Origin of the sequence: Mesorhizobium caraganae, from assembly GCF_016836705.1 — a bacterium.
GTDB classification, from domain to species: domain Bacteria; phylum Pseudomonadota; class Alphaproteobacteria; order Rhizobiales; family Rhizobiaceae; genus Mesorhizobium; species Mesorhizobium caraganae.
The window spans coordinates 25,477-43,245 of record NZ_JAFCGY010000015.1; the positions used below are offsets into that span (position 1 = coordinate 25,477).

The following is a 17,769-nucleotide window of genomic DNA, read 5'->3' on the forward strand; positions in this document are numbered from 1 at the left end:
GGTAGCGCTACCGTCTGCTGCAGCGCGACCTATTGGGGGAATGGGAGACGGTCGCGAGGCGGGAGAGAAGCGGTTTCCTTCGGGGCGTCGCAAGAAGCTGTTCGGGAGGAAATCGATGGCGTCTGTCGCGATCGGCGACGTTTACAAATCGTTCGGGACCGTCGAGGTTCTGCATGGCGTCAGTGTGAACATTAATGACGGCGAGTTCGTCACGCTGGTCGGGCCGTCGGGTTGCGGGAAATCGACCCTTCTCAGGATGATCGCCGGCCTGGAAAAGATTTCGCGCGGCCAGATCGCCATTGGCGAGCGTGTCGTCAACAACGTTGCGCCAAAAGAGCGCGATGTCGCCATGGTCTTCCAGAACTATGCGCTCTACCCGCATATGACCGTGGCCGAGAACATGGCGTTCTCGCTCATGCTCAAGGGTGTTTCGAAAGCAGAAAGCGATGCCGGCGTTCAGCGCGCGGCCGAAATTCTGGGGCTGCTGCCATTGCTGACGCGCTATCCACGTCAGCTTTCGGGCGGCCAGCGCCAGCGCGTCGCCATGGGCCGGGCGATCGTACGCGATCCGCAGGTTTTCCTGTTCGACGAACCACTGTCCAATCTCGACGCCAAGCTCAGGGTGCAGATGCGCGCCGAGATCAAAGAATTGCACCAGCGTCTCAAGACCACGACAGTCTATGTCACTCACGACCAGATCGAGGCCATGACCATGGCCGACAAGATCGTCGTCATGCACGACGGCATCGTCGAGCAGATCGGGCCGCCGCTGGAACTGTACGACAGGCCAAACAATCTCTTCGTCGCCAGCTTCATCGGCTCGCCAGCCATGAACCTGATCAAGGGTGAAATCGGGACAGACGGCTCGCCGTCCTTTCGAGGCTCCGGGGGGATTTCCCTGCCGTTGGCCGCCGCGCCGGCCGTCGCCAATGCTCATCCGGTGGTGCTGGGAATACGGCCAGAGCACCTGCGCCTGTCGCCCGATCAGGGCATTCCGGTCACCGTCGTGGTGGTCGAGCCGACCGGGTCGGAAATACAGGTGATCGGCCGCACCGCCGGCGGTGATGAGATCGTCGCGAATTTCCGGGAACGCCATTCCTTCACGCCGGGCGAAACCATACGGCTCGCCGCCGAACCTGGTTTGATCCATCTGTTTGACGGCAAAACCGGAACACGATTCGAAACGCGCACTGGATGGTAAGGACCGCACTGCAAGGAAAATAAACCGGAGGAGACTACCATGAAATTCACGAGACGGGATGTAATCCGCACGACCGCAGGTGTTGCGGCGGGAGCCTTGGGAAGCCGCTTCGTCGGTTCGCCCGCTTTTGCCCAGGAGGGATTGAAGTACAAGCCTGAGGACGGCGCGAAGCTGCGGCTGCTTCGCTGGTCGCCTTTCGTCTCGGGCGACGAGACTCAATGGCTGACCAACACCAAGCGCTTCACCGAGGCGACAGGTGTCGAGGTTCGCGTCGACAAGGAAAGCTGGGAGGACATTCGCCCCAAGGCGGCGGTCGCCGCCAATGTCGGCTCCGGCCCGGACCTCATGTTGGTCTGGTTCGACGACCCGCACCAATATCCCGACAAGCTGCACGACGTGACGGAACTGGGTGAGTATCTGGGTTCGAAATACGGCGGCTGGCACGACGGGCCGAAGCAGTATGCGACACGGGACGGCAAATTCATCGGCCTGCCCCTGGCCACGATCGGCAATGCCATCGTCTATCGCGAAAGCTGGGTGAAGGAGGCTGGCTTCTCGGAGTTTCCGAAGGACACGAAGGGCTTCCTCGAGCTTTGCAAGGCATTGCAGGCAAAGGGACATCCGGCCGGCTTCACACACGGTCACGGCGTCGGCGACGGCAACAATTACGCTCATTGGCTGTTGTGGAGCCATGGCGGCCAGATGGTCGACGAGAGCGGCAAGGTGACCATCAACAGTCCCGAGACGCTGAAGGCGATCGAGTACGCGCAGGCGCTCTACAAGACCTTCATTCCCGGCACCGAAAGCTGGCTCGACGTCAACAACAACCGCGCCTTCCTGGCCGGCGAACTCGGCGTCATCGCCAACGGCATTTCCGCCTATTACACGGCCAAGACCAACAAGGACAACGATCCGAAACTGGCCGAGATCGCCAAGGACATCCGCACGACTAACCTGCCGATCGGTCCTGTCGGAAAATCGGTCGAACTGTTCCAGGTGACCACGGCTGTCATCTTCGACTACACGCCCTACCCCAATGCGGCCAAGGCCTATCTGCAGTTCATGTTCGAGGATCCGCAAATGTCGGACTGGATCACCTCCTCGGCCGGCTATTGCTGCCAAACGCTGAAGGCTTTCGACAGCAATCCGGTGTGGACGGCCGATCCGAACAATGCCGCCTATGCCAAGGCCTCGGCGACGCTGCGTCCCAACGGCTATGCCGGGCCGCTCGGCTATGCCTCGGCGGCGACCATGGCCGACTATGTCCTGGTCGACATGTTCGCCAAGGCCGTAACCGGCCAGGCGACGCCGCAGGAGGCGATGGAAGAGGCGGAGAAGCGCGCCAACCGCTACTACCGCGTCTAGGAGCACAGCCGGACCGGGCAGCCGTGCTGCCCGGTCCGGTTCCTGAAATCGCCTGGTGGCCGTGCGGGCCGACCAGGAGGCCTGCTAGAGCAGTTCGGCTTTCGATAGAACCGCTGCCCTGCTCTGAGTGTTCGTTTTTACGCAATTCCGGACGGAAAGCCGCTACACACTTTTCCTGGAATTGCTCGTGAGGAGCTGTTCATGGCCGTGTCGTCCGTTGCCGCCCAGCCGCGTCCGTCGCTGCTTTCGCGCCTGTCTGAAAGCCGCAACGCCCTTGGCTTCGGCTTCATGCTGCCGGCCGCGGTGCTGCTCCTGGTTTTCCTGACCTATCCGCTCGGGCTCGGCGTCTGGCTCGGCTTCACCGATGCCCGTATCGGCCGCTCCGGCATCTTCATCGGCATCGAGAATTATCAGTACCTCTGGAACGACAGTGTCTTCTGGCTCTCGGTCTTCAACACGCTGCTGTATACGATCAGCGCTTCGATCCTGAAGTTCGCGCTCGGCCTCTGGCTCGCGCTTATCCTCAATGAAAACCTGCCGTTCAAATCGTTCTTCCGCGCGGTAGTCCTGCTGCCATGGGTGGTGCCAACCGTGCTCTCGGCCATCGCCTTCTGGTGGATCTACGATTCGCAGTTCTCGATCCTGTCCTGGGCGCTGCAGCAGATGGGCCTGATCGACCACCGCATCAATTTCCTCGGCGATCCGACAAACGCGCGCGCTTCGGTCATCGCGGCCAATGTCTGGCGCGGCATTCCTTTCGTCGCCATCACACTGCTTGCCGGCCTGCAGACGATCCCGCAGTCGCTTTACGAGGCCGCCACGCTCGACGGCGCCACGCGCTGGCAATTGTTTCGCTATGTGACGCTGCCGCTGCTGACGCCGATCATCGCCATCACCATGACCTTCTCGGTGCTGTTCACCTTCACCGATTTCCAGCTGATCTATGTGCTGACCCGCGGCGGGCCAGTGAATGCCACGCATCTGATGGCGACATTGTCGTTCCAGCGCGGCATTTCCGGGGGCCAGCTTGGCGAAGGCGCGGCGATCGCGGTGGCCATGATCCCGTTCCTGCTGGCGGCGATCCTGTTCAGCTATTTCGGCCTGCAACGCCGCAAATGGCAACAAGGTGGAAGAGACTGACATGGTCATGATCAAGACGGCCGCGACCAAGAAGACCAAACGTCCGGACATCGACGAAGGCGGCATGGGCTACCTGCAGAGCCTGCCGCGCCGCGTGGTAACGGTCTATCTGCCGTTGCTGGTGTTCGTCATCGTGCTGTTGTTTCCTTTTTACTGGATGACGATCACGGCGGTTAAACCCAATCTCGAGATGACCGACTATGCGCAGTTCAACCCGTTCTGGGTGGTCCATCCGACACTCGAGCACATCCGCTATCTCTTGTTCGAGACGTCCTATCCGGGCTGGCTGCTCAACACGATCATGATCTCGACCGCCGCTACCTTCCTGTCGCTGCTGGCGTCGGTCTTCGCAGCTTATGCGATCGAGAGGCTGCGGTTTTCCGGGGCGCGGCAGGTCGGCCTCGGCATCTTCCTCGCTTATCTCGTACCGCCCTCGATCCTGTTCATTCCGCTGTCGGTGATGGTGTTCAACCTTGGGCTTTACGACACGCCCTTCGCGCTGATCCTTACCTATCCGACCTTCCTGGTACCGTTCTGCACGTGGCTTTTGATGGGTTACTTCCGCTCGATCCCGTTCGAGTTGGAAGAATGCGCGCTGATAGACGGGGCGAGCCGGTGGCAGATTCTAACCAAGATCGTGCTGCCGCTGTCGGTGCCCGGCCTGATCTCGGCCGGCATATTCGCCTTCACCCTGTCATGGAACGAGTTCATCTATGCCCTGACGTTCATCCAATCTTCGGAAAACAAGACCGTGCCGGTTGGCGTGCTGACCGAACTGGTGCGCTCCGACGTCTATGAATGGGGGGCTCTGATGGCGGGAGCATTGATCGGCTCGCTTCCGGTGGTCGTGCTCTATTCCTTCTTTGTCGAGCACTACGTCTCCTCGATGACCGGCGCGGTGAAGGAATAACGCGCCGGCTCATGCAGGCCGCGATGCATCAAATCGCGCGGATGATGCCGCCGTCCACGCGGATGTTCTGGCCGGTGATGTAGCCCGCACCTTCGGAAGCGAGGAAGGCGATGGTGGCGGCGATCTCCTCCGACGTGCCGTAACGCTGCATCGGAACGCTGTCGCGGCGCTCCTCGGTGGCCGGCAGGCTGTCGATCCAGCCGGGCAGTACATTGTTCATGCGCACATTGTCGGCGGCATAGGTGTTGGCGAAGATCTTGGTGTAGGCGGCAAGGCCGGCGCGGAAGACGGCGGATGTCGGGAACATCGGGCTCGGCTCGACCACCCAGGCGGTCGAAATGTTGATGATGGCGCCGGCCTTCTGCTTGACCATCTGCGGCGCCACGATGCGCACCGGCCGGATGACGTTGAGCAGATAGACGTCCATGCCGGTGTGCCATTGCTCGTCTGATATTTCGAGGATCGGCGCACGCGGCCCGTGGCCGCCGCTGTTGACCAGCACGTCGATGCGGCCATAGCGCTCGAGCGTCAGGTCGACAAGGCGCTGCAGATCGTCGTTCGACTGGTTGGAGCCGGTGACGCCGAGGCCGCCAAGCTCCTTGGCCAAGGCTTCGCCCTTGCCGGAGGACGACAGGATCGCAACCCTGAAACCGTCCGCCGCCAGGCGCTTCGCCGCCGCCGCGCCCATGCCGCTGCCACCGGCCACGACGACTGCCACTTTTTCTACACTCATGTTGATTTTCCTTCGCGCGGGTTGGCCGGCTCTGAAAGCCATGTTTCCGAGGTTCGAGCAATGCTATAACCGGTTTCGCCATCTGGTTCGAACCAGAAAGCCTGAAATCAAGCTGTAGAAAAACTACTGCATGCCCGAAGCCTTCCTCAGCCTGCCGTCGTTGAATGCGCTGCGCGCCTTCGAGGCCGCCGCGCGCCACCTCAACTTCCGCATTGCCGCCGAAGAGCTGAACGTGACGCAAGGGGCGGTGGCGCAGCACATACGTGGGCTGGAAGCCGATCTCGGCGCAAAACTGTTCGAGCGGCTGCCGCGCGGCCTGGCACTGACCGACGAAGGCCGCGCCTATGTACCCAACATCCGCCGCGCCTTCGATCTGATCTCGGAGGCCACCTTGCTGTTGCGCCCCGAACCGGCGCGGCTGACGATCAGCGTCACGCCGAGCTTTGCCACCAAATGGCTGATCCCGAAACTGCCGGAGTTCGTGGCGCACAATCCGCTGGTCGACCTCAGGATTCTGGCCAGCGAAAGCCTGTCGAGTTTCCAGGCCGACGGCGTCGACATTGCGGTCAGGCAGGGACGCCCGCCCTTCGGCGCCGGACTGATGGTGGACCTGTTGTTCCCACAGCAGATCGTCGCCATCTGCAGCCCTTCCCTGCTAGCGACCGGTGCGAAGGAGATTGCGCCGACCGACATCCAGCATCACGTGCTGCTGCACGACGCGCACAATCTGTGGCCAGAGTTCATGGAAAGAGCGCTCGGCCTGACGATGGCCACTGAGGCGAAACGCATGCGCTTCAACCAGACCGGCCTGGCGATCGACGCCGCCATCGCCGGCCAGGGCATCGCGCTGGCCAGTCGCTTCCTGGTCGCCGCCGACCTCGCCGCCGGCCGGCTGGTGCAGCCGATCCACGCGGAAATGCGCGGCACGCAGGATTTCTATGTCGTGATGCCGCGCAAGCAGCGCCACCCCGAGCCGACTCAAGCCGTGCGGCAATGGCTGCTGGATGAGGGAGATGCAGAGCGCGTGCCGGATTGAGGCCTTTCAGCCCGGTCGACGATACTCTGCATCGATATTACTTACCGTCAGCACACAAGAGGTTGCAGTCGGCTGTCTTGATGCCTTGCACGAAGATTTTGAGCGACTCCAGGGACGGCTGACCAACCAACGGGGCGAACAAGTCGATCATGGCCTGGCGACGATCAAGGGAAACGCTCTGCGCCAGATAAGGACCGCTGGTTCTCAGCGCATCAACCAGAAGTATCTTGTTTTTATCCTCCAATGCCGGATCGGACAGAAAAATCGCCGCGCCGCGAAGCATTTTCTCCACCCCTCCCCGAGCCTTGGCCCCGTTGCCGCGCAACAGTTCGGCAACGTTGGATTGGTGGGCGAGATAATCGTTGAAAGCCAGTTGTGAAGCACCAGAAGCCCTAATTAGGAATGCCATCGAATGCGTGGCTTCATCGTGCAAAGAGGGGCCGCCCTGACTGTAGGACTCCATAAGCGATCCGCTCTTGTTCAATACAAAAAACAGCGTGTCCTGATCGCTCGCATCATACGGGGGCGTGCCTAACAAGGCCTCATGGTCCCAAAGCTTGCGCACCAGATCGCGGTCTTGCGGCCTTTTGAGCGTCGGCAACTTGCCTTCGGTCTGGCGCTGCCGCAAAAGCTCATCGAATTTGGCGTACAAATCCGTGGCGTCAGCCAAAGCTGTTGGCGGAACATGCGCGTGCGCCCATGTCGAAAACAAGACGGCAAGAACTGAACACAGCAGACGTTTCATCGCCGCTCCTTAATGCCCGCACCGCATTGCCGCAAGGAACCCCATTCGACACTCAGCGCCGCCGCGCAATGTCAGCCGCCACCGCCTTCGCCTCCCTGCCGATTTCCCTGAGCAGGCCGGTGACCGGATTGTAGAAGCCGATGAGGTAGAGGCCGAGTTGCGAAGAGCGGGCGTTGACGCCGCTGCGCTCGGGCTGCAGTTCGGCCGGCAGGAATTTTTCGGCCGCACCGCGATCGAGGGGCTGTACGTGCATGGCGGCATGGGCTCGATCGGCATGCACGCCGCCCCCGCCACCGCGCGCTGGTTGGCAGACGCCGTGCTTTCCGGCGACGGCAATCCGGCGCAAACGTGGCTACGGCCACAGCGATTTGCGGGATGGGAACGATAAGCTGGTGACGCATGATGATAGCGTCACCCGGGGACGTCAATCGATGTGGCCGGGGCATCGCGAAAAGGAAGCCAGCGTTGCGCCCTAGTCGATATGCTCGGCGCGCAGCTTCTTCTTCATCTGCTCAAGGGCAACCTCCCCGCCCGCGGCCAGTTCGTCGGCGATCCTGGCCAATTCGTTATCGGCGTTGCGGTATTTGCTGCCCCAGGCGCCCAGCGTCTCCAGCACGGGCAACAGGTCGATGCCGGCCTCGGTCAGCCGGTAGATCGCCTTGAGCTTGTGGGTGGGGTCGTCGCTTTTGGTGACAATGCCCTCATCCTGCAAGGTCTGCAGCCTCTCGGCCAGCGTGCGCGACGAGATGCCCTCGTCGGACTGCAAAAACTCCCGGAAGTGCGTCTTCCCGGCGAAAACCAGGTCGCGGACGATCAGCAGCGTCCAGCGGTCGCCAAGCAGTTCGAGCGAGAGGCTGATGGGGCAACCGGATCTTTCCCTGGTCGACATTTCTATGATTCCATTTTTAAATCACTTTACTATTGACACCATTTTTTCCTTGCGTCAATGATTTTAGAAGTAAACCATTTTCCACCTGGACGACACTCAGGTCGAATGAGGAGAACGACGATGAGAAAGCTGATCCTGCAAATGCAGATGTCGGTCGACGGTTTTGTCGGCGCGGCCGGCGACGAGCACTGGCAGCTCTGGGAATGGGGCGGAAATTGCCCGTGGGACGACGAATTGAAGCACGATTTCAACGCCGTGTTCGCCGGCATCGACACCATCCTGCTCAGCCGCAAGATGGCCGAAGAGGGTTACCTCACCCATTGGGGCAATGCGGCGAAAAATTTTCCGCGCGATCCGTTCTATGCCTTTGCCCAGCGCATCGTCGAAGCGGGCAAGGTGGTGCTGAGCGACAAGCTCAAGGCATCGCAGTGGGAGCGCACGACGCTGGCCAGCGGCGACCTGCCGCGCGAGGTCAACGCGCTGAAAGCTCAAGGTGGCGGCGACATGGCGGTGTTCGGCGGCGCCGGCTTCGCCTCGGCGCTGATTGCGGCGGGGCTGGTCGACGAATTCCAGCTGTTCATCAATCCAGCGGCGCTCGGCGATGGCGAGCGGATTTTCGACCGCGGCGGTTTCAGACAATTGCGCCTCGTCGACTCGAAGGCCTATGCCTGCGGCATGGTGGTAAACCGCTACGCCCCGGCTTGATCTGGTTCAATCCCTAAATCGGAAAACCGCTGCAACTCCTTGTTTTCAAGAGAATTCCGGTCGAGAACCGCTGGGAGCTTTCCTGGAACTGCTCTAGAAATTGATCTCGACCGAAGCAGCGCTGCGCTTCGCCGGGCCGTGGTACACCGCCTCGATGTTGTTGCCGTCGGGATCGAGCAGGAAGGCGGCGTAGTAGCCGGGATGATAGGGCCGCTCGCCTGGCGCGCCATTGTCGGTGCCGCCGGCAGCCAAGCCCGCCTTGTAGAAGGCATCGACCATGGCGTTGTCCCTGGCCTGGAAGGCCAAATGATGGCGCCCGGTCAGCTGCCCCCTCGCCGCCCGGCTGTCGAGGCTGGAGATGAACAATTCGTCGGCCCAGAAATAGTCCTCGGCCTCGCCGCCGATCGGAATGCCGAGCACCGCAAAAACGGCTTCGTAGAAGCGCCGGCTCGCCTTCAGATCCCTAACCACCAGCTGGACGTGGTCGATGAGGCGGCCGCGATGCAGCTCCATGAGCGATCTCTCCCGTTCAGAAGATCGTAAACTATGGTCGAGAAGCGCCTCGTCAATTCGGCACGGCATTTTTGTTGCATCGCGACCTGATCCTGTCAGGCCGTTTTGCGGCCGCAGACCCCGCGCCGCCTGCTTTTGCTGCATCCGGATGGACTTCCGCGCAGACCGGATAAAAAATGCAACCGGATTGTCGGATTCGAAAACCCACCAACGTCCTTCGGACGCAAGCGGCGCAACGGAGCTGGAAAAAGTCGCGCCGCATCGAACCGATTTCGGGAGAAGACCATGAACAATTCCTATCGTTGGGTCATCGTCGCGGTGGGCGCGTTGATGACCTGTGTGGCGCTCGGCGCGATGTTTTCGCTGGCGATCTTTCTCGAGCCGATGGCGCTCGACACCAACTGGTCGCGCACCGGCATTTCCAGCGCCATGACGCTGAACTTTCTGGTGATGGGCGCCGGTGGTTTCGCCTGGGGCGCCATCTATGACCGCGTCGGCGCCCGCCCCGTCGTCTTTGCCGGCGCGGTGCTGCTTGGCCTTTCGCTGGTGGTGGCGAGCCGCGCCAATTCGCTCATCGTCTTCCAGCTGAGCTACGGCGTCATCGTCGGGCTGGCGGCCAGCGCCTTCTTCGCGCCGATGATCGCGCTCACCACCGCCTGGTTCGACACTCATCGCAGCCTTGCCGTGTCGCTGGTCTCGGCCGGCATGGGCGTGGCGCCGATGACCATCTCGCCCTTCGCGCGCTGGCTGATCACCGCCTATGACTGGCGCACGGCGATGTTCGACATCGGCATCATGGCCTGGGTGCTGTTGCTGCCCGCCGTCTTGCTGGTGCGCCAGCCGTCGGTGGCGGTCGCGGCAGCAGATAGCGGTGCGCCCGCGCCTGTCGCGGACGATCCCGGCTTTAGCGTCGGCCAGGCGCTGCGCTCGCCGCAATTCCTGGTGCTGGGCATGACCTTCTTCGCCTGCTGCGCGGCGCATTCGGGACCGATCTTCCACATGGTGAGCTATGCCATGTCGTGCGGCGTAGCACCCATGGCCGCCGTGTCGATCTATAGCGTCGAGGGCCTTGCCGGCCTTGGCGGGCGCGTGCTCTACGGCGTGCTTGGCGACAGGCACGGCGCCAAGCCGGTGCTGATCGTAGGCCTCGTCATCCAGGCGGTGGTGATCGCCGCCTATCTCGCCGTTGGCAATCTCGAGCAGTTCTATCTCCTGGCGATCATCTTCGGCGCCACCTATGGCGGCGTCATGCCGCTCTATGCCGTTCTGGCGCGCGACTATTTCGGGCCGCGCATCATCGGCACGGTGCTCGGCGCCGCCACGCTGCTGTCCAGCCTCGGCATGTCGTTCGGGCCGCTCGCCGGCGGCATGATCTTCGACGCCTATGCCAGCTATTCCTGGCTGTTCATCGGCTCGGCGCTAGTTGGCCTGGGTGCGGCCGGCATCGCCATCGCCTTCCCGCCGCAGCCCGGCCGGGAGCGGCTGCAAGCGGCTTGAAATCCCTGGTTCCCGTCCGGCACGGAAATCTGTTTGCCCCATGCATGCGATTATGAAAGGCTTCCGGCCGAAGATACCGCACGCCGGCCAGGCCGGCGTGCATCCTTGCCAGTCTGTTCACGGAGGCAGTTGCAGTGGGCCTGGAAGCCGAGGACGCGAGAGGCTGGTCGACCCTGTTGGGGGCGGCGGAGAAAGGCGACATCGCGAGCCTCCGCGCCGAGCTGGCGGCGGGGGCTGACATCAACCAGACGGATGAAGGCGGCTGGTCGCCGTTGCATCTGGCGGCCCACAACGCCCGCGGCCCGGTGCTCGAAGCGCTGATTTCGCATCCGCAGATCGACGTGAATTCCAGGAACAAATGGAAGAGCACGCCGCTCAGCCTCGCCGCGGCCAAGGGACACCACGCTGCCATAACGGCGCTGATCAAGCATCCCGACATCGATATCGACGCGCGCGCCGACTATTATGGCCGCACGGCCCTGATCGAGGCGGCAAGGACCGGGCATCTGGGGATCGTCAGGCTGCTCGTCGAACACGGCGCCGATGTCAATGCAGCCGACAAGACCGGCCGCAACAGCGCGCTTATAGAGGCGATCAAGGGGCGGCACTATGACGTGGTGCAATATCTGCTGGAAACGAGGAAGGTGAACTTCCTCAACAAGGACATGCGGCTCAATGCCTTGATCTGGGCCGGCAGCACCCGCAATGCCGAGCTTATCGAGACGCTGGAAGCAGCGATCCACGCCTTCTTCGAAGGCAAGTAAGCGCGTCAGATCGCTCCGCCACATTTCTCCCAGCGCGACAGATCACGGCCTAGGTCGGCGACAACGCGATCCCTTCGACAGCCAGGATGCGTGTCCTGGCGCTGCGAAAGCGGATCTCCTTCAAACGCTCGTATTCCGGCGAGTCATACCAGGCCGAAAGCGATGCCATGTCGGGAAATTCGATGATGACGAGGCGGTGCGGGTGCCAGTCGCCCTCGAACACCTTGGTCGCACCGCCGCGCGCGAGATAGCGGCCGCCGTAGCGCTCCTCGGTGGCCGGAACCTCACGCCTGTATTGATCGAATACGGCCGCGTCGGTGATATCGACATCGGCGATAAGATAGGCCGCCATCCCGTGTCTCCTCCCTGTTTGCCAATCGTCCCTTCTCAAATTGCCTTGCACATCATCAGCAACGCATCGGCGCCCGCCGAAGTCGTCGAAATCTGCTGATGCGGCATCATATTAGTATCAAATCATATTAAGCACATCCGAGGAGACGGCTTGGTGAACCAAGCTATCAGGCGCCGCCGGCCCCCACCGTCCGTGCGACCACCCAGCGATGCTTGCCGATCTTGCGGGCGCGCTGAAAACCTTGGCGTTCAAACATCGCCAGCGTGCCATTGTGCAGGAAGGCGCCGGCGACCGAGCGGCCTTCCGCATCCTCGGGATAGCTTTCCACCGTGCCGCCGCCGAGGCGGGCGATCTCGGCGAGCGCGCCGGCAAGTGCTGCTGCCGCGACGCCCTTGCCGCGATAGGCCTTGTCGGAGAAGAAGCAGGTGATGCGCCAATCCGGTAGGCTCGTCAGCCCTTCCTCATAGGCGCGCCGGTGCTTTATGCGCGGCAGCTCCTGCGTCGGCCCGAACTGGCACCAGCCGACACAGGCCACGCCGTCGAAAACGAGCGCCGCATGTGCATGGCCCTCGCGGACCCGGGCCTCCTTCTCGGCGCGGTTCCCGGCTGCGCCGACGCCTTTGGCGTGGAAGGCCATGCACCAGCAGCCGCCCCAGACGCCATTGTGCCGCTCGACCAGCGCGGCGAATTGCGACCATGTGGTCTCGTCGAGGGGTTTTGCGCTGAAGCTCATCGTGACCTCCTTGGCTTGTCAACCGGTGCCGGAACGCAGCGCCTCGCGGGCGGCGTCGTCGCGGGGCAGCCGTTCGTCGGAAATCAGCACCACCGGGCAGTGGCAGCGTTGCAGCACGCTGCTGGTCGTCTCGCCGAACAGCAATTCCTCGCCAGGCCGTCGCGCCACGCCCATGACGATCATCGCCACCCCCCTGCCGGCCTGGCGGGCAATGGCATCGGCGGCGGCGGCCCTGCTGCGGATGGCAGTCTCGATCTCGACGCCGTAGCGGTCGGCAAGCGCAACGATGTCTTTCAGCACCGCCTCCCTGCGGCGATGCGAGACGGTGTCGCGCGGCTCGTCGCGGCCGACCCGCGCCACATAGAGCATCTTGACCGGCGCGCCGGTGACGGCGGCAATGGCAAGCGCCAGCTCGGCGCCACGGCGGGCGACCGACGTGCCGTTGACCGGCACCAGTATCCGGCCGGCCTCGGGTCCGAGCCTCGGCATCTGCCGGCCGGCGGCAGCGGGTTTGACCACCAGGCAGAGCGGGCCGTCGAAAGCGCCGGCGATCTCGTCGAGGCGGCGAGTGAAGCCGCCCTTGGCGGTAAGCGCGCGACCGAGCCCGACAATCAGCACGCCGTAACCCTTGCGCGCCTCCCTCGCCACGGTCTCGGCCGATACGTGCCTGCCGTGCCTGCGGGTGACGGGAGCCTTGGCGGCGGGCTGCTCGTCGGCCTCCTTCGCCGCCTCGCGGTTGTGCTCGGCCCCCTTCTCGATCTCCTCCAGCTTCGGTTCCACTCCCGGCTCGGCCTCGTTCTCGCCGCCGGCATGCAGCACTGTCATCGGCTTGCCGGCGCCGATCACGCCGGCCATGTAGGCGGCGAAGCGGCCGACGACGCCTTCGTCGGCCACCACCAACAGCCGCTCCAGATTGGCGACGAAGCCGCGCTGGTCGACCTCCTCGCGCTCCAGCCGCTTCTTTTCGGCCTCGCCGAGTGTCAGGCGACCAAGTGCCCAGCGCAGCGTCGGCGGCATCGCTAGCGTGGTGATGACGGCCATGGTGACGATCATGGTGAAGAGGTTGTGCGAAAGCACGCCGATCGAAAGGCCGATCGAGGCGACGATGACCTCGGTCGAGCCGCGCGCGTTCATGCCGCAGCCGACCGCGATGCCCTCGCGGCGGCTCATGCCGGCCAACTCCGCGCCGATGAAGGCGCCGGCGAACTTGCCGAAGCTGGCGATGGCAACCAGCGCCACGGTGAGCAGCGCAAGCTGCGGATCAAGGAGCACGGTGAGGTCCGCCGAGAGACCAGCGACACCGAAGAACACCGGCATGAACAGCGCCGTGATGACGCCGCGCAACTGGCTCTCGATGTGGCGCGACAGGATCGGCGACTCGCCCACAAGGATGCCGGCAACGAAGGCACCGAGCACGGTGTGGACGCCGATCAGCTCGGTGATCAAAGCCATCACGCCCATGATGGCGAGGATGACGGTGACGACGGCATATTCGCTGCTGAAACTGTCGTTGGTCCAGCGGATGGCGTCGAAGACGATGCGGCGGCCGAGGGTGAAGGAAAAGGCCATGAAGGCGGCGACGCCCGCAAGCGTGAAGGCAAGGCTGCCGAGGTCGATGCGGCCCTTGGTCGCGATGCCGATTGTGATGGCGATGATCACCCAGCCGATCGTGTCCTCGATGATCGCCGAGGAGACGATGATCTGGCCGAGGTCGCGGCGCATGAAGTTCATCTCGCGCACCACCATTGCGACGATCTTGACCGAGGAGATCGACAGCGCGGTGCCGAGGAAGAGGCCGGCGACGACGCGCTCGCTGCCCTCGGCGAGCAGCGACGCAGGCATGGCCTGCGCCGCCGCGAAGCCGAGCACGAAGGGAATCGCGACGCCGGCGGCGGAGATGGAGAAGCAGGCGCGGCCGACCCTGCGCACCAGTCTGAGGTCGGTCTCCATGCCGGTGAGCAGGAGCAGCATCAGCACGCCGAGCTGGGCGATGGCGTTGATCATGATCTTTTGCGAGGCGTCGCCGGAGAAAACCAGACGCTCCGCCTCAGGCCAAAGCCAGCCGAGCAGCGAGGGTCCGAGCAGGATGCCGCCGATGAGCTGACCCATGACGGCCGGTTGGCCGATGCGTTCGAGCAGCTCGCCGAGGCCGCGCCCGACGACCAGCAGCAGGATGATTTCCAGAACGAAAATGCCTTCGCTGGACATGCCGGTCTTTTCAGCCGGCAAGGCTGCGCCCGGGGTGAGCAACAGGGTCGCCGCCGCGGTCGCGACAAGCCAGCGCCATTTGTGCGGGAACGATAAAGACATGCACCCCTCATTCTGCCCGAAATAACGGTTGCATGCGACATCGGTTGCACGGGCGCCGCTCCCACCCAGCACATCCGGCGAGGTCAGGACAATTCGATTCAAAGGCGGCTGTGGATGTTTGCTTTCGGGTAAAGCGAGTCGCACATGTTCGGCGCACGGCGGGCAACAAGGAGAAGCTCATGAAAAGCGACTTTGCCGCCGCCCGGCTGCATCTGGAGCGGGCCGGCCACTATCTGCGCGGCGACGACGAAACGAGCAGCGAGGCCCTTGCGGCGCTCGACCTGTTGATCGAGGCGATCGTTGCGGCCCAGTACACACGGCCGGTGGCGGAGGTGGTGGATTTTCCACGGTCGGCAAGGCTGCGGTAGTCCCACGAAGAGGCCGCTTCGGGTAGGAGCGGCCTCGGCATGCCATCGGCTGACGAGCCGGCAATCGCCCGTCTTTGATCGCGTCCGACGGAACGCCTTCGCTGTTCGAGCGGCCAGGAGCATGTCCCCGGCCCGGGCATGCTGACGCCGCGCTGCGCCCATATCACCGAGAATGGCAAGAAGGGCTACGTCTGCATGCCGCTGCGGCGCAAGGCGATATACCGTCTCTCGCCGTCAAGCGTGGCCATCAGGGCCATTGGAGCCGTGCCAGGCTGGCGAATGACGCTCGGCAATTCGGAAATCGCCTTCCTCGAAATATCTGGCCTTCAGCCATGTGGTCGACGGTCCGCTCCGGTAGCGGCTGTCGGCGCGCTTCGAGATGATGCCCTCAAGCCCCATCTTGTCGATGGCGCGAAGGATCGCCAGCGCATCGCCGTCGAAATGCTCGCTGTACCGGATCTTGCCGGCGCCAGGCTCAACCAGTTGCCACAGCGCGTGCTTGCGCTGCAGCAGGGGCAAGGGGGCAAGATTGCGACCATCGAGATGGAGGATGTCGAACGCCACGAACACCAGCCGGCTCGGCTCATTCCAGATCGCGGCTTCCAGCGCAGGGTAATCGGGAGCGCCCTGCTCACCGGCTACAATGACCTCGCCGTCGAGAATGGCAGCCCTGCATGGCAGCTCGACTGCCAGCGCGATGGGCCAGTATTTTGCCGTCCAGTCATGGCCGTTTTTACTGTAAAGACGCACGCCGCCTTGATCGATGATGAGCTGCGTCCTGTAGCCGTCGAACTTGACCTCGTGAACCCATCCCTCATCTTCGGGCGGTTGCTTGACCAGAGTCGGGATCTGCGGCGGAATGAACTCCAGCCGGCCGCCGTTGACCTTGCTACGCTTACTCAAGACGGACACCTTTGACCGCGTAGCGGGGGGCGTTGTCGGCACAGGCAGCGACACACCAGCTATCTGGACGCCTGCCGCCTGTGCCGAGCCCCCGCCGGACTATCGCGAACATCTACGGACGAGGCCGGAATGTCGTTAGCTTCGTATCCAGATACTTATCCTGGCGTACATATCTCGCTCTCGGTGCGATCTTGGTCCGCGCCCCATTTGGCCTTACGCCATGTCAGGTTGCCGCTGGCCACGCTCGCGCCAATGGTGGCAAAGCCGCCCGGCTCAATCATCACCGATCCTATGCTCAGCTTCCGAGCGCTTTGAGCCAACCTTCAAAGGAAGAGGCCTTCTGGTGTTCGGCATGCGAAGCAGAGTGGGCCGGGCGCGACAACACCACCGTGCTGCGGCCTTCGCGGGGGCTGTAACCGAATTCCTTGCTGAATGCCCGGCTGAAATTGGCCGCTGAGCTAAACCCGAAGGCCTCGGCAATTTCAACAATTCGCCGGCTGTCCACCGGATCGCTGAGCGCAATATGCGCTGCCAGAAGCCGGCGGCTTTGGATGTAATGGAGAACACCACCGCTTGGTTCGAACAACTGATAGAGACGGGAGCGCGAGACGCCGAGCGCCCGGCACATTGAATCCGGTGTCAGATGAGCCGCATCCAGATTCTGGTGGACGTATCTGCGCGCCCGCTCCATGAGCGCAACATTCGCCAGTTGTTCGGCGGCGGCAGCATGTTCCGCCGCAGGCCCGAGGCAGGCGATGATCATGCTGCGCGTTGCGTGTACGATGCGAGGCAGATCGTCAGCCGTGAGGCTGCGCAGTCTTGCCTCTACGCTGTTGATGTAGCCGACCAGGAGGTTGGCAAAGTTGCCGGACAGAATTGAATTGTTCTTCGCGTCGAGGCTTGCCGCCGCATCGGCGAACAAATCACGCGGCATATACAGAAGGAGACTTTCCGAATCCGTTGCCCTCCCGCGAAACGGATAGCCAAGCGATCTGATCTCCAATTTGCCCGGCTGGCTTTCTACAACGCGACGATCGACCTCCGTCCATGATCGGCCAGTATGGGGCAAGACGATGCACCAGTGATCGATCGAACTGGACCGGAGTTTTGCGGCAGAACGCATGTAACTGTGTGCCGCTGCGCGCTGCTGAACGATCAGCATGCCACCGAGGTTCCAGGCCGTGTGGTCGGCGGGAAAGCCATCGTCCGGCGATTTGTCATCCGGCAACTTGACCTCGACAAGCGGAGCCATATGCGCTTGCCAGGCGGCGAATTGATCCTCTGGCGCCAGTTCGAGCGTTGAAAAGGACAAAGGCTCGAGCGCAGGCGCGAGTGGCGAAGCTGACTCGTTTTGAGGTTGAGCTTCGCGCGGCCAACGACGTCGATCACGCTCCGACGGCTGCCTCGCAGGTGCCTCGTTTGGCTTTTTAGCGTCCATCGCGTGGTGCCATATCCGATTCGGGTATGCCCCATGCCCTCTCAATCATGTGGTGTACCTCGGGCATCTGGCAAGACTTTGAGGCCGATATCGATAGACCAGCCAGATCCAGCCGTCGATGACCACGGCCGAAACGACTGCCAACGGCAGCGGAACTCGCGTCGACG

Annotated in this window: 19 protein-coding genes; 9 read left to right on the top strand and 10 right to left on the bottom strand. The window is 62.9% G+C overall.

All coding sequences use genetic code 11. From position 1 onward, the window contains the following. Nucleotides 1-115: 115 nt before the first annotated feature. The 4 genes from JQK88_RS22415 to JQK88_RS22430 all read left to right on the top strand — a co-directional run bounded on the left by JQK88_RS22415 (nucleotide 116) and on the right by JQK88_RS22430 (nucleotide 4,616). Nucleotides 116-1,201, top strand: coding sequence for an ABC transporter ATP-binding protein (locus JQK88_RS22415; protein WP_192248988.1), 1,086 nt, complete (start codon nucleotides 116-118; stop codon nucleotides 1,199-1,201). 39 nt (nucleotides 1,202-1,240) lie between these two features. After that, a complete protein-coding gene (locus JQK88_RS22420; protein WP_192248985.1) occupies nucleotides 1,241-2,566 on the top strand; it encodes an ABC transporter substrate-binding protein in 1,326 nt (441 codons plus the stop codon). 288 nt (nucleotides 2,567-2,854) lie between these two features. Further along, nucleotides 2,855-3,706 (top strand): carbohydrate ABC transporter permease, encoded by an 852-nt coding sequence (locus tag JQK88_RS22425; RefSeq protein WP_376740443.1) that lies wholly within the window; start codon nucleotides 2,855-2,857, stop codon nucleotides 3,704-3,706. Nucleotide 3,707: 1 nt separating this feature from the next. Continuing rightward, on the top strand, nucleotides 3,708-4,616 hold the full coding sequence (locus JQK88_RS22430; protein WP_192248980.1) for a carbohydrate ABC transporter permease: 909 nt from the start codon (nucleotides 3,708-3,710) through the stop codon (nucleotides 4,614-4,616). A gap of 28 nt (nucleotides 4,617-4,644) precedes the next feature. Here JQK88_RS22430 and JQK88_RS22435 read toward each other — a convergent pair whose 3' ends face one another. Further along, entirely contained in the window at nucleotides 4,645-5,349 is a 705-nt protein-coding gene (locus JQK88_RS22435; RefSeq protein WP_192248977.1) for an SDR family oxidoreductase, read from the bottom strand. A gap of 130 nt (nucleotides 5,350-5,479) precedes the next feature. Here JQK88_RS22435 and gcvA point away from each other — a divergent pair, with 130 nt between their 5' ends. Then, nucleotides 5,480-6,385: a transcriptional regulator GcvA gene (gene gcvA / locus JQK88_RS22440; protein ID WP_192248974.1), complete on the top strand. Its 906-nt coding sequence runs from the start codon at nucleotides 5,480-5,482 to the stop codon at nucleotides 6,383-6,385. Nucleotides 6,386-6,422: 37 nt separating this feature from the next. Here the strand turns inward: gcvA and JQK88_RS22445 are convergent, their stop codons facing one another. From JQK88_RS22445 to JQK88_RS22455, 3 genes are all read right to left on the bottom strand, one after another. After that, on the bottom strand, nucleotides 6,423-7,130 hold the full coding sequence (locus tag JQK88_RS22445; RefSeq protein WP_192248971.1) for a hypothetical protein: 708 nt from the start codon (nucleotides 7,128-7,130) through the stop codon (nucleotides 6,423-6,425). Nucleotides 7,131-7,182: 52 nt separating this feature from the next. After that, nucleotides 7,183-7,383, bottom strand: a complete 201-nt coding sequence (locus tag JQK88_RS22450) for a hypothetical protein (protein WP_246501471.1) — start codon at nucleotides 7,381-7,383, stop codon at nucleotides 7,183-7,185. 219 nt (nucleotides 7,384-7,602) lie between these two features. Then, nucleotides 7,603-8,019, bottom strand: coding sequence for a winged helix-turn-helix transcriptional regulator (locus tag JQK88_RS22455; protein WP_192248968.1), 417 nt, complete (start codon nucleotides 8,017-8,019; stop codon nucleotides 7,603-7,605). A 120-nt stretch (nucleotides 8,020-8,139) separates the two neighbouring features. Here JQK88_RS22455 and JQK88_RS22460 point away from each other — a divergent pair, with 120 nt between their 5' ends. Then, nucleotides 8,140-8,724 carry a dihydrofolate reductase family protein gene (locus tag JQK88_RS22460; protein WP_192248966.1) on the top strand — a complete coding sequence of 195 codons (585 nt, stop codon included), beginning with the start codon at nucleotides 8,140-8,142 and terminating at the stop codon, nucleotides 8,722-8,724. Nucleotides 8,725-8,817: 93 nt separating this feature from the next. Here JQK88_RS22460 and JQK88_RS22465 read toward each other — a convergent pair whose 3' ends face one another. Next, the gene (locus tag JQK88_RS22465; protein ID WP_192248963.1) at nucleotides 8,818-9,237 is read right to left on the bottom strand and encodes a VOC family protein; all 420 of its coding nucleotides are present in this window, start codon (nucleotides 9,235-9,237) and stop codon (nucleotides 8,818-8,820) included. A gap of 285 nt (nucleotides 9,238-9,522) precedes the next feature. On the opposite strand from JQK88_RS22465, the gene JQK88_RS22470 reads away from it, so the two are divergent. Both JQK88_RS22470 and JQK88_RS22475 read left to right on the top strand, forming a co-directional pair. Next, on the top strand, nucleotides 9,523-10,734 hold the full coding sequence (locus JQK88_RS22470; protein ID WP_192248960.1) for an MFS transporter: 1,212 nt from the start codon (nucleotides 9,523-9,525) through the stop codon (nucleotides 10,732-10,734). A 134-nt stretch (nucleotides 10,735-10,868) separates the two neighbouring features. After that, complete coding sequence (locus JQK88_RS22475) at nucleotides 10,869-11,498, top strand: ankyrin repeat domain-containing protein (RefSeq protein WP_312037313.1); 630 nt, start codon at nucleotides 10,869-10,871, stop codon at nucleotides 11,496-11,498. 49 nt (nucleotides 11,499-11,547) lie between these two features. Here JQK88_RS22475 and JQK88_RS22480 read toward each other — a convergent pair whose 3' ends face one another. The 3 genes from JQK88_RS22480 to JQK88_RS22490 form a co-directional block, all read right to left on the bottom strand. Beyond that, nucleotides 11,548-11,850 (bottom strand): DUF1330 domain-containing protein, encoded by a 303-nt coding sequence (locus tag JQK88_RS22480; RefSeq protein ID WP_142868601.1) that lies wholly within the window; start codon nucleotides 11,848-11,850, stop codon nucleotides 11,548-11,550. Nucleotides 11,851-12,016: 166 nt separating this feature from the next. Continuing rightward, on the bottom strand, nucleotides 12,017-12,583 hold the full coding sequence (locus JQK88_RS22485; protein ID WP_192248957.1) for a GNAT family N-acetyltransferase: 567 nt from the start codon (nucleotides 12,581-12,583) through the stop codon (nucleotides 12,017-12,019). A gap of 18 nt (nucleotides 12,584-12,601) precedes the next feature. Next, the gene (locus tag JQK88_RS22490) at nucleotides 12,602-14,893 is read right to left on the bottom strand and encodes a cation:proton antiporter domain-containing protein (RefSeq protein ID WP_192248954.1); all 2,292 of its coding nucleotides are present in this window, start codon (nucleotides 14,891-14,893) and stop codon (nucleotides 12,602-12,604) included. A gap of 179 nt (nucleotides 14,894-15,072) precedes the next feature. Between JQK88_RS22490 and JQK88_RS22495 the strand changes: the two genes are divergently transcribed. Then, complete coding sequence (locus JQK88_RS22495; RefSeq protein WP_142868598.1) at nucleotides 15,073-15,261, top strand: hypothetical protein; 189 nt, start codon at nucleotides 15,073-15,075, stop codon at nucleotides 15,259-15,261. A 234-nt stretch (nucleotides 15,262-15,495) separates the two neighbouring features. On the opposite strand, the gene JQK88_RS22500 is transcribed toward JQK88_RS22495, so the two are convergent. Together JQK88_RS22500 and JQK88_RS22505 are read right to left on the bottom strand one after the other, a co-directional pair. Next, nucleotides 15,496-16,164 carry an ATP-dependent DNA ligase gene (locus JQK88_RS22500; RefSeq protein ID WP_192248951.1) on the bottom strand — a complete coding sequence of 223 codons (669 nt, stop codon included), beginning with the start codon at nucleotides 16,162-16,164 and terminating at the stop codon, nucleotides 15,496-15,498. Nucleotides 16,165-16,459: 295 nt separating this feature from the next. After that, nucleotides 16,460-17,602: a helix-turn-helix domain-containing protein gene (locus JQK88_RS22505; RefSeq protein ID WP_203279463.1), complete on the bottom strand. Its 1,143-nt coding sequence runs from the start codon at nucleotides 17,600-17,602 to the stop codon at nucleotides 16,460-16,462. Nucleotides 17,603-17,769 lie beyond the last annotated feature (167 nt).

Coding starts and splice junctions, on each gene's coding strand:
- JQK88_RS22430 (WP_192248980.1), top strand. CDS start 3,708: ATGGTCATGATCAAGACGGCCGCGACCAAGAAGACCAAACGTCCGGAC.
- JQK88_RS22425 (WP_376740443.1), top strand. CDS start 2,855: ATGCTGCCGGCCGCGGTGCTGCTCCTGGTTTTCCTGACCTATCCGCTC.
- JQK88_RS22460 (WP_192248966.1), top strand. CDS start 8,140: ATGAGAAAGCTGATCCTGCAAATGCAGATGTCGGTCGACGGTTTTGTC.
- JQK88_RS22455 (WP_192248968.1), bottom strand. CDS start 8,019: ATGTCGACCAGGGAAAGATCCGGTTGCCCCATCAGCCTCTCGCTCGAA.
- JQK88_RS22490 (WP_192248954.1), bottom strand. CDS start 14,893: ATGTCTTTATCGTTCCCGCACAAATGGCGCTGGCTTGTCGCGACCGCG.
- JQK88_RS22505 (WP_203279463.1), bottom strand. CDS start 17,602: ATGGACGCTAAAAAGCCAAACGAGGCACCTGCGAGGCAGCCGTCGGAG.
- JQK88_RS22470 (WP_192248960.1), top strand. CDS start 9,523: ATGAACAATTCCTATCGTTGGGTCATCGTCGCGGTGGGCGCGTTGATG.
- JQK88_RS22415 (WP_192248988.1), top strand. CDS start 116: ATGGCGTCTGTCGCGATCGGCGACGTTTACAAATCGTTCGGGACCGTC.
- JQK88_RS22465 (WP_192248963.1), bottom strand. CDS start 9,237: ATGGAGCTGCATCGCGGCCGCCTCATCGACCACGTCCAGCTGGTGGTT.
- JQK88_RS22435 (WP_192248977.1), bottom strand. CDS start 5,349: ATGAGTGTAGAAAAAGTGGCAGTCGTCGTGGCCGGTGGCAGCGGCATG.
- JQK88_RS22480 (WP_142868601.1), bottom strand. CDS start 11,850: ATGGCGGCCTATCTTATCGCCGATGTCGATATCACCGACGCGGCCGTA.
- JQK88_RS22495 (WP_142868598.1), top strand. CDS start 15,073: ATGAAAAGCGACTTTGCCGCCGCCCGGCTGCATCTGGAGCGGGCCGGC.
- JQK88_RS22445 (WP_192248971.1), bottom strand. CDS start 7,130: ATGAAACGTCTGCTGTGTTCAGTTCTTGCCGTCTTGTTTTCGACATGG.
- JQK88_RS22420 (WP_192248985.1), top strand. CDS start 1,241: ATGAAATTCACGAGACGGGATGTAATCCGCACGACCGCAGGTGTTGCG.
- JQK88_RS22450 (WP_246501471.1), bottom strand. CDS start 7,383: ATGCACGTACAGCCCCTCGATCGCGGTGCGGCCGAAAAATTCCTGCCG.
- JQK88_RS22485 (WP_192248957.1), bottom strand. CDS start 12,583: ATGAGCTTCAGCGCAAAACCCCTCGACGAGACCACATGGTCGCAATTC.
- gcvA (WP_192248974.1), top strand. CDS start 5,480: ATGCCCGAAGCCTTCCTCAGCCTGCCGTCGTTGAATGCGCTGCGCGCC.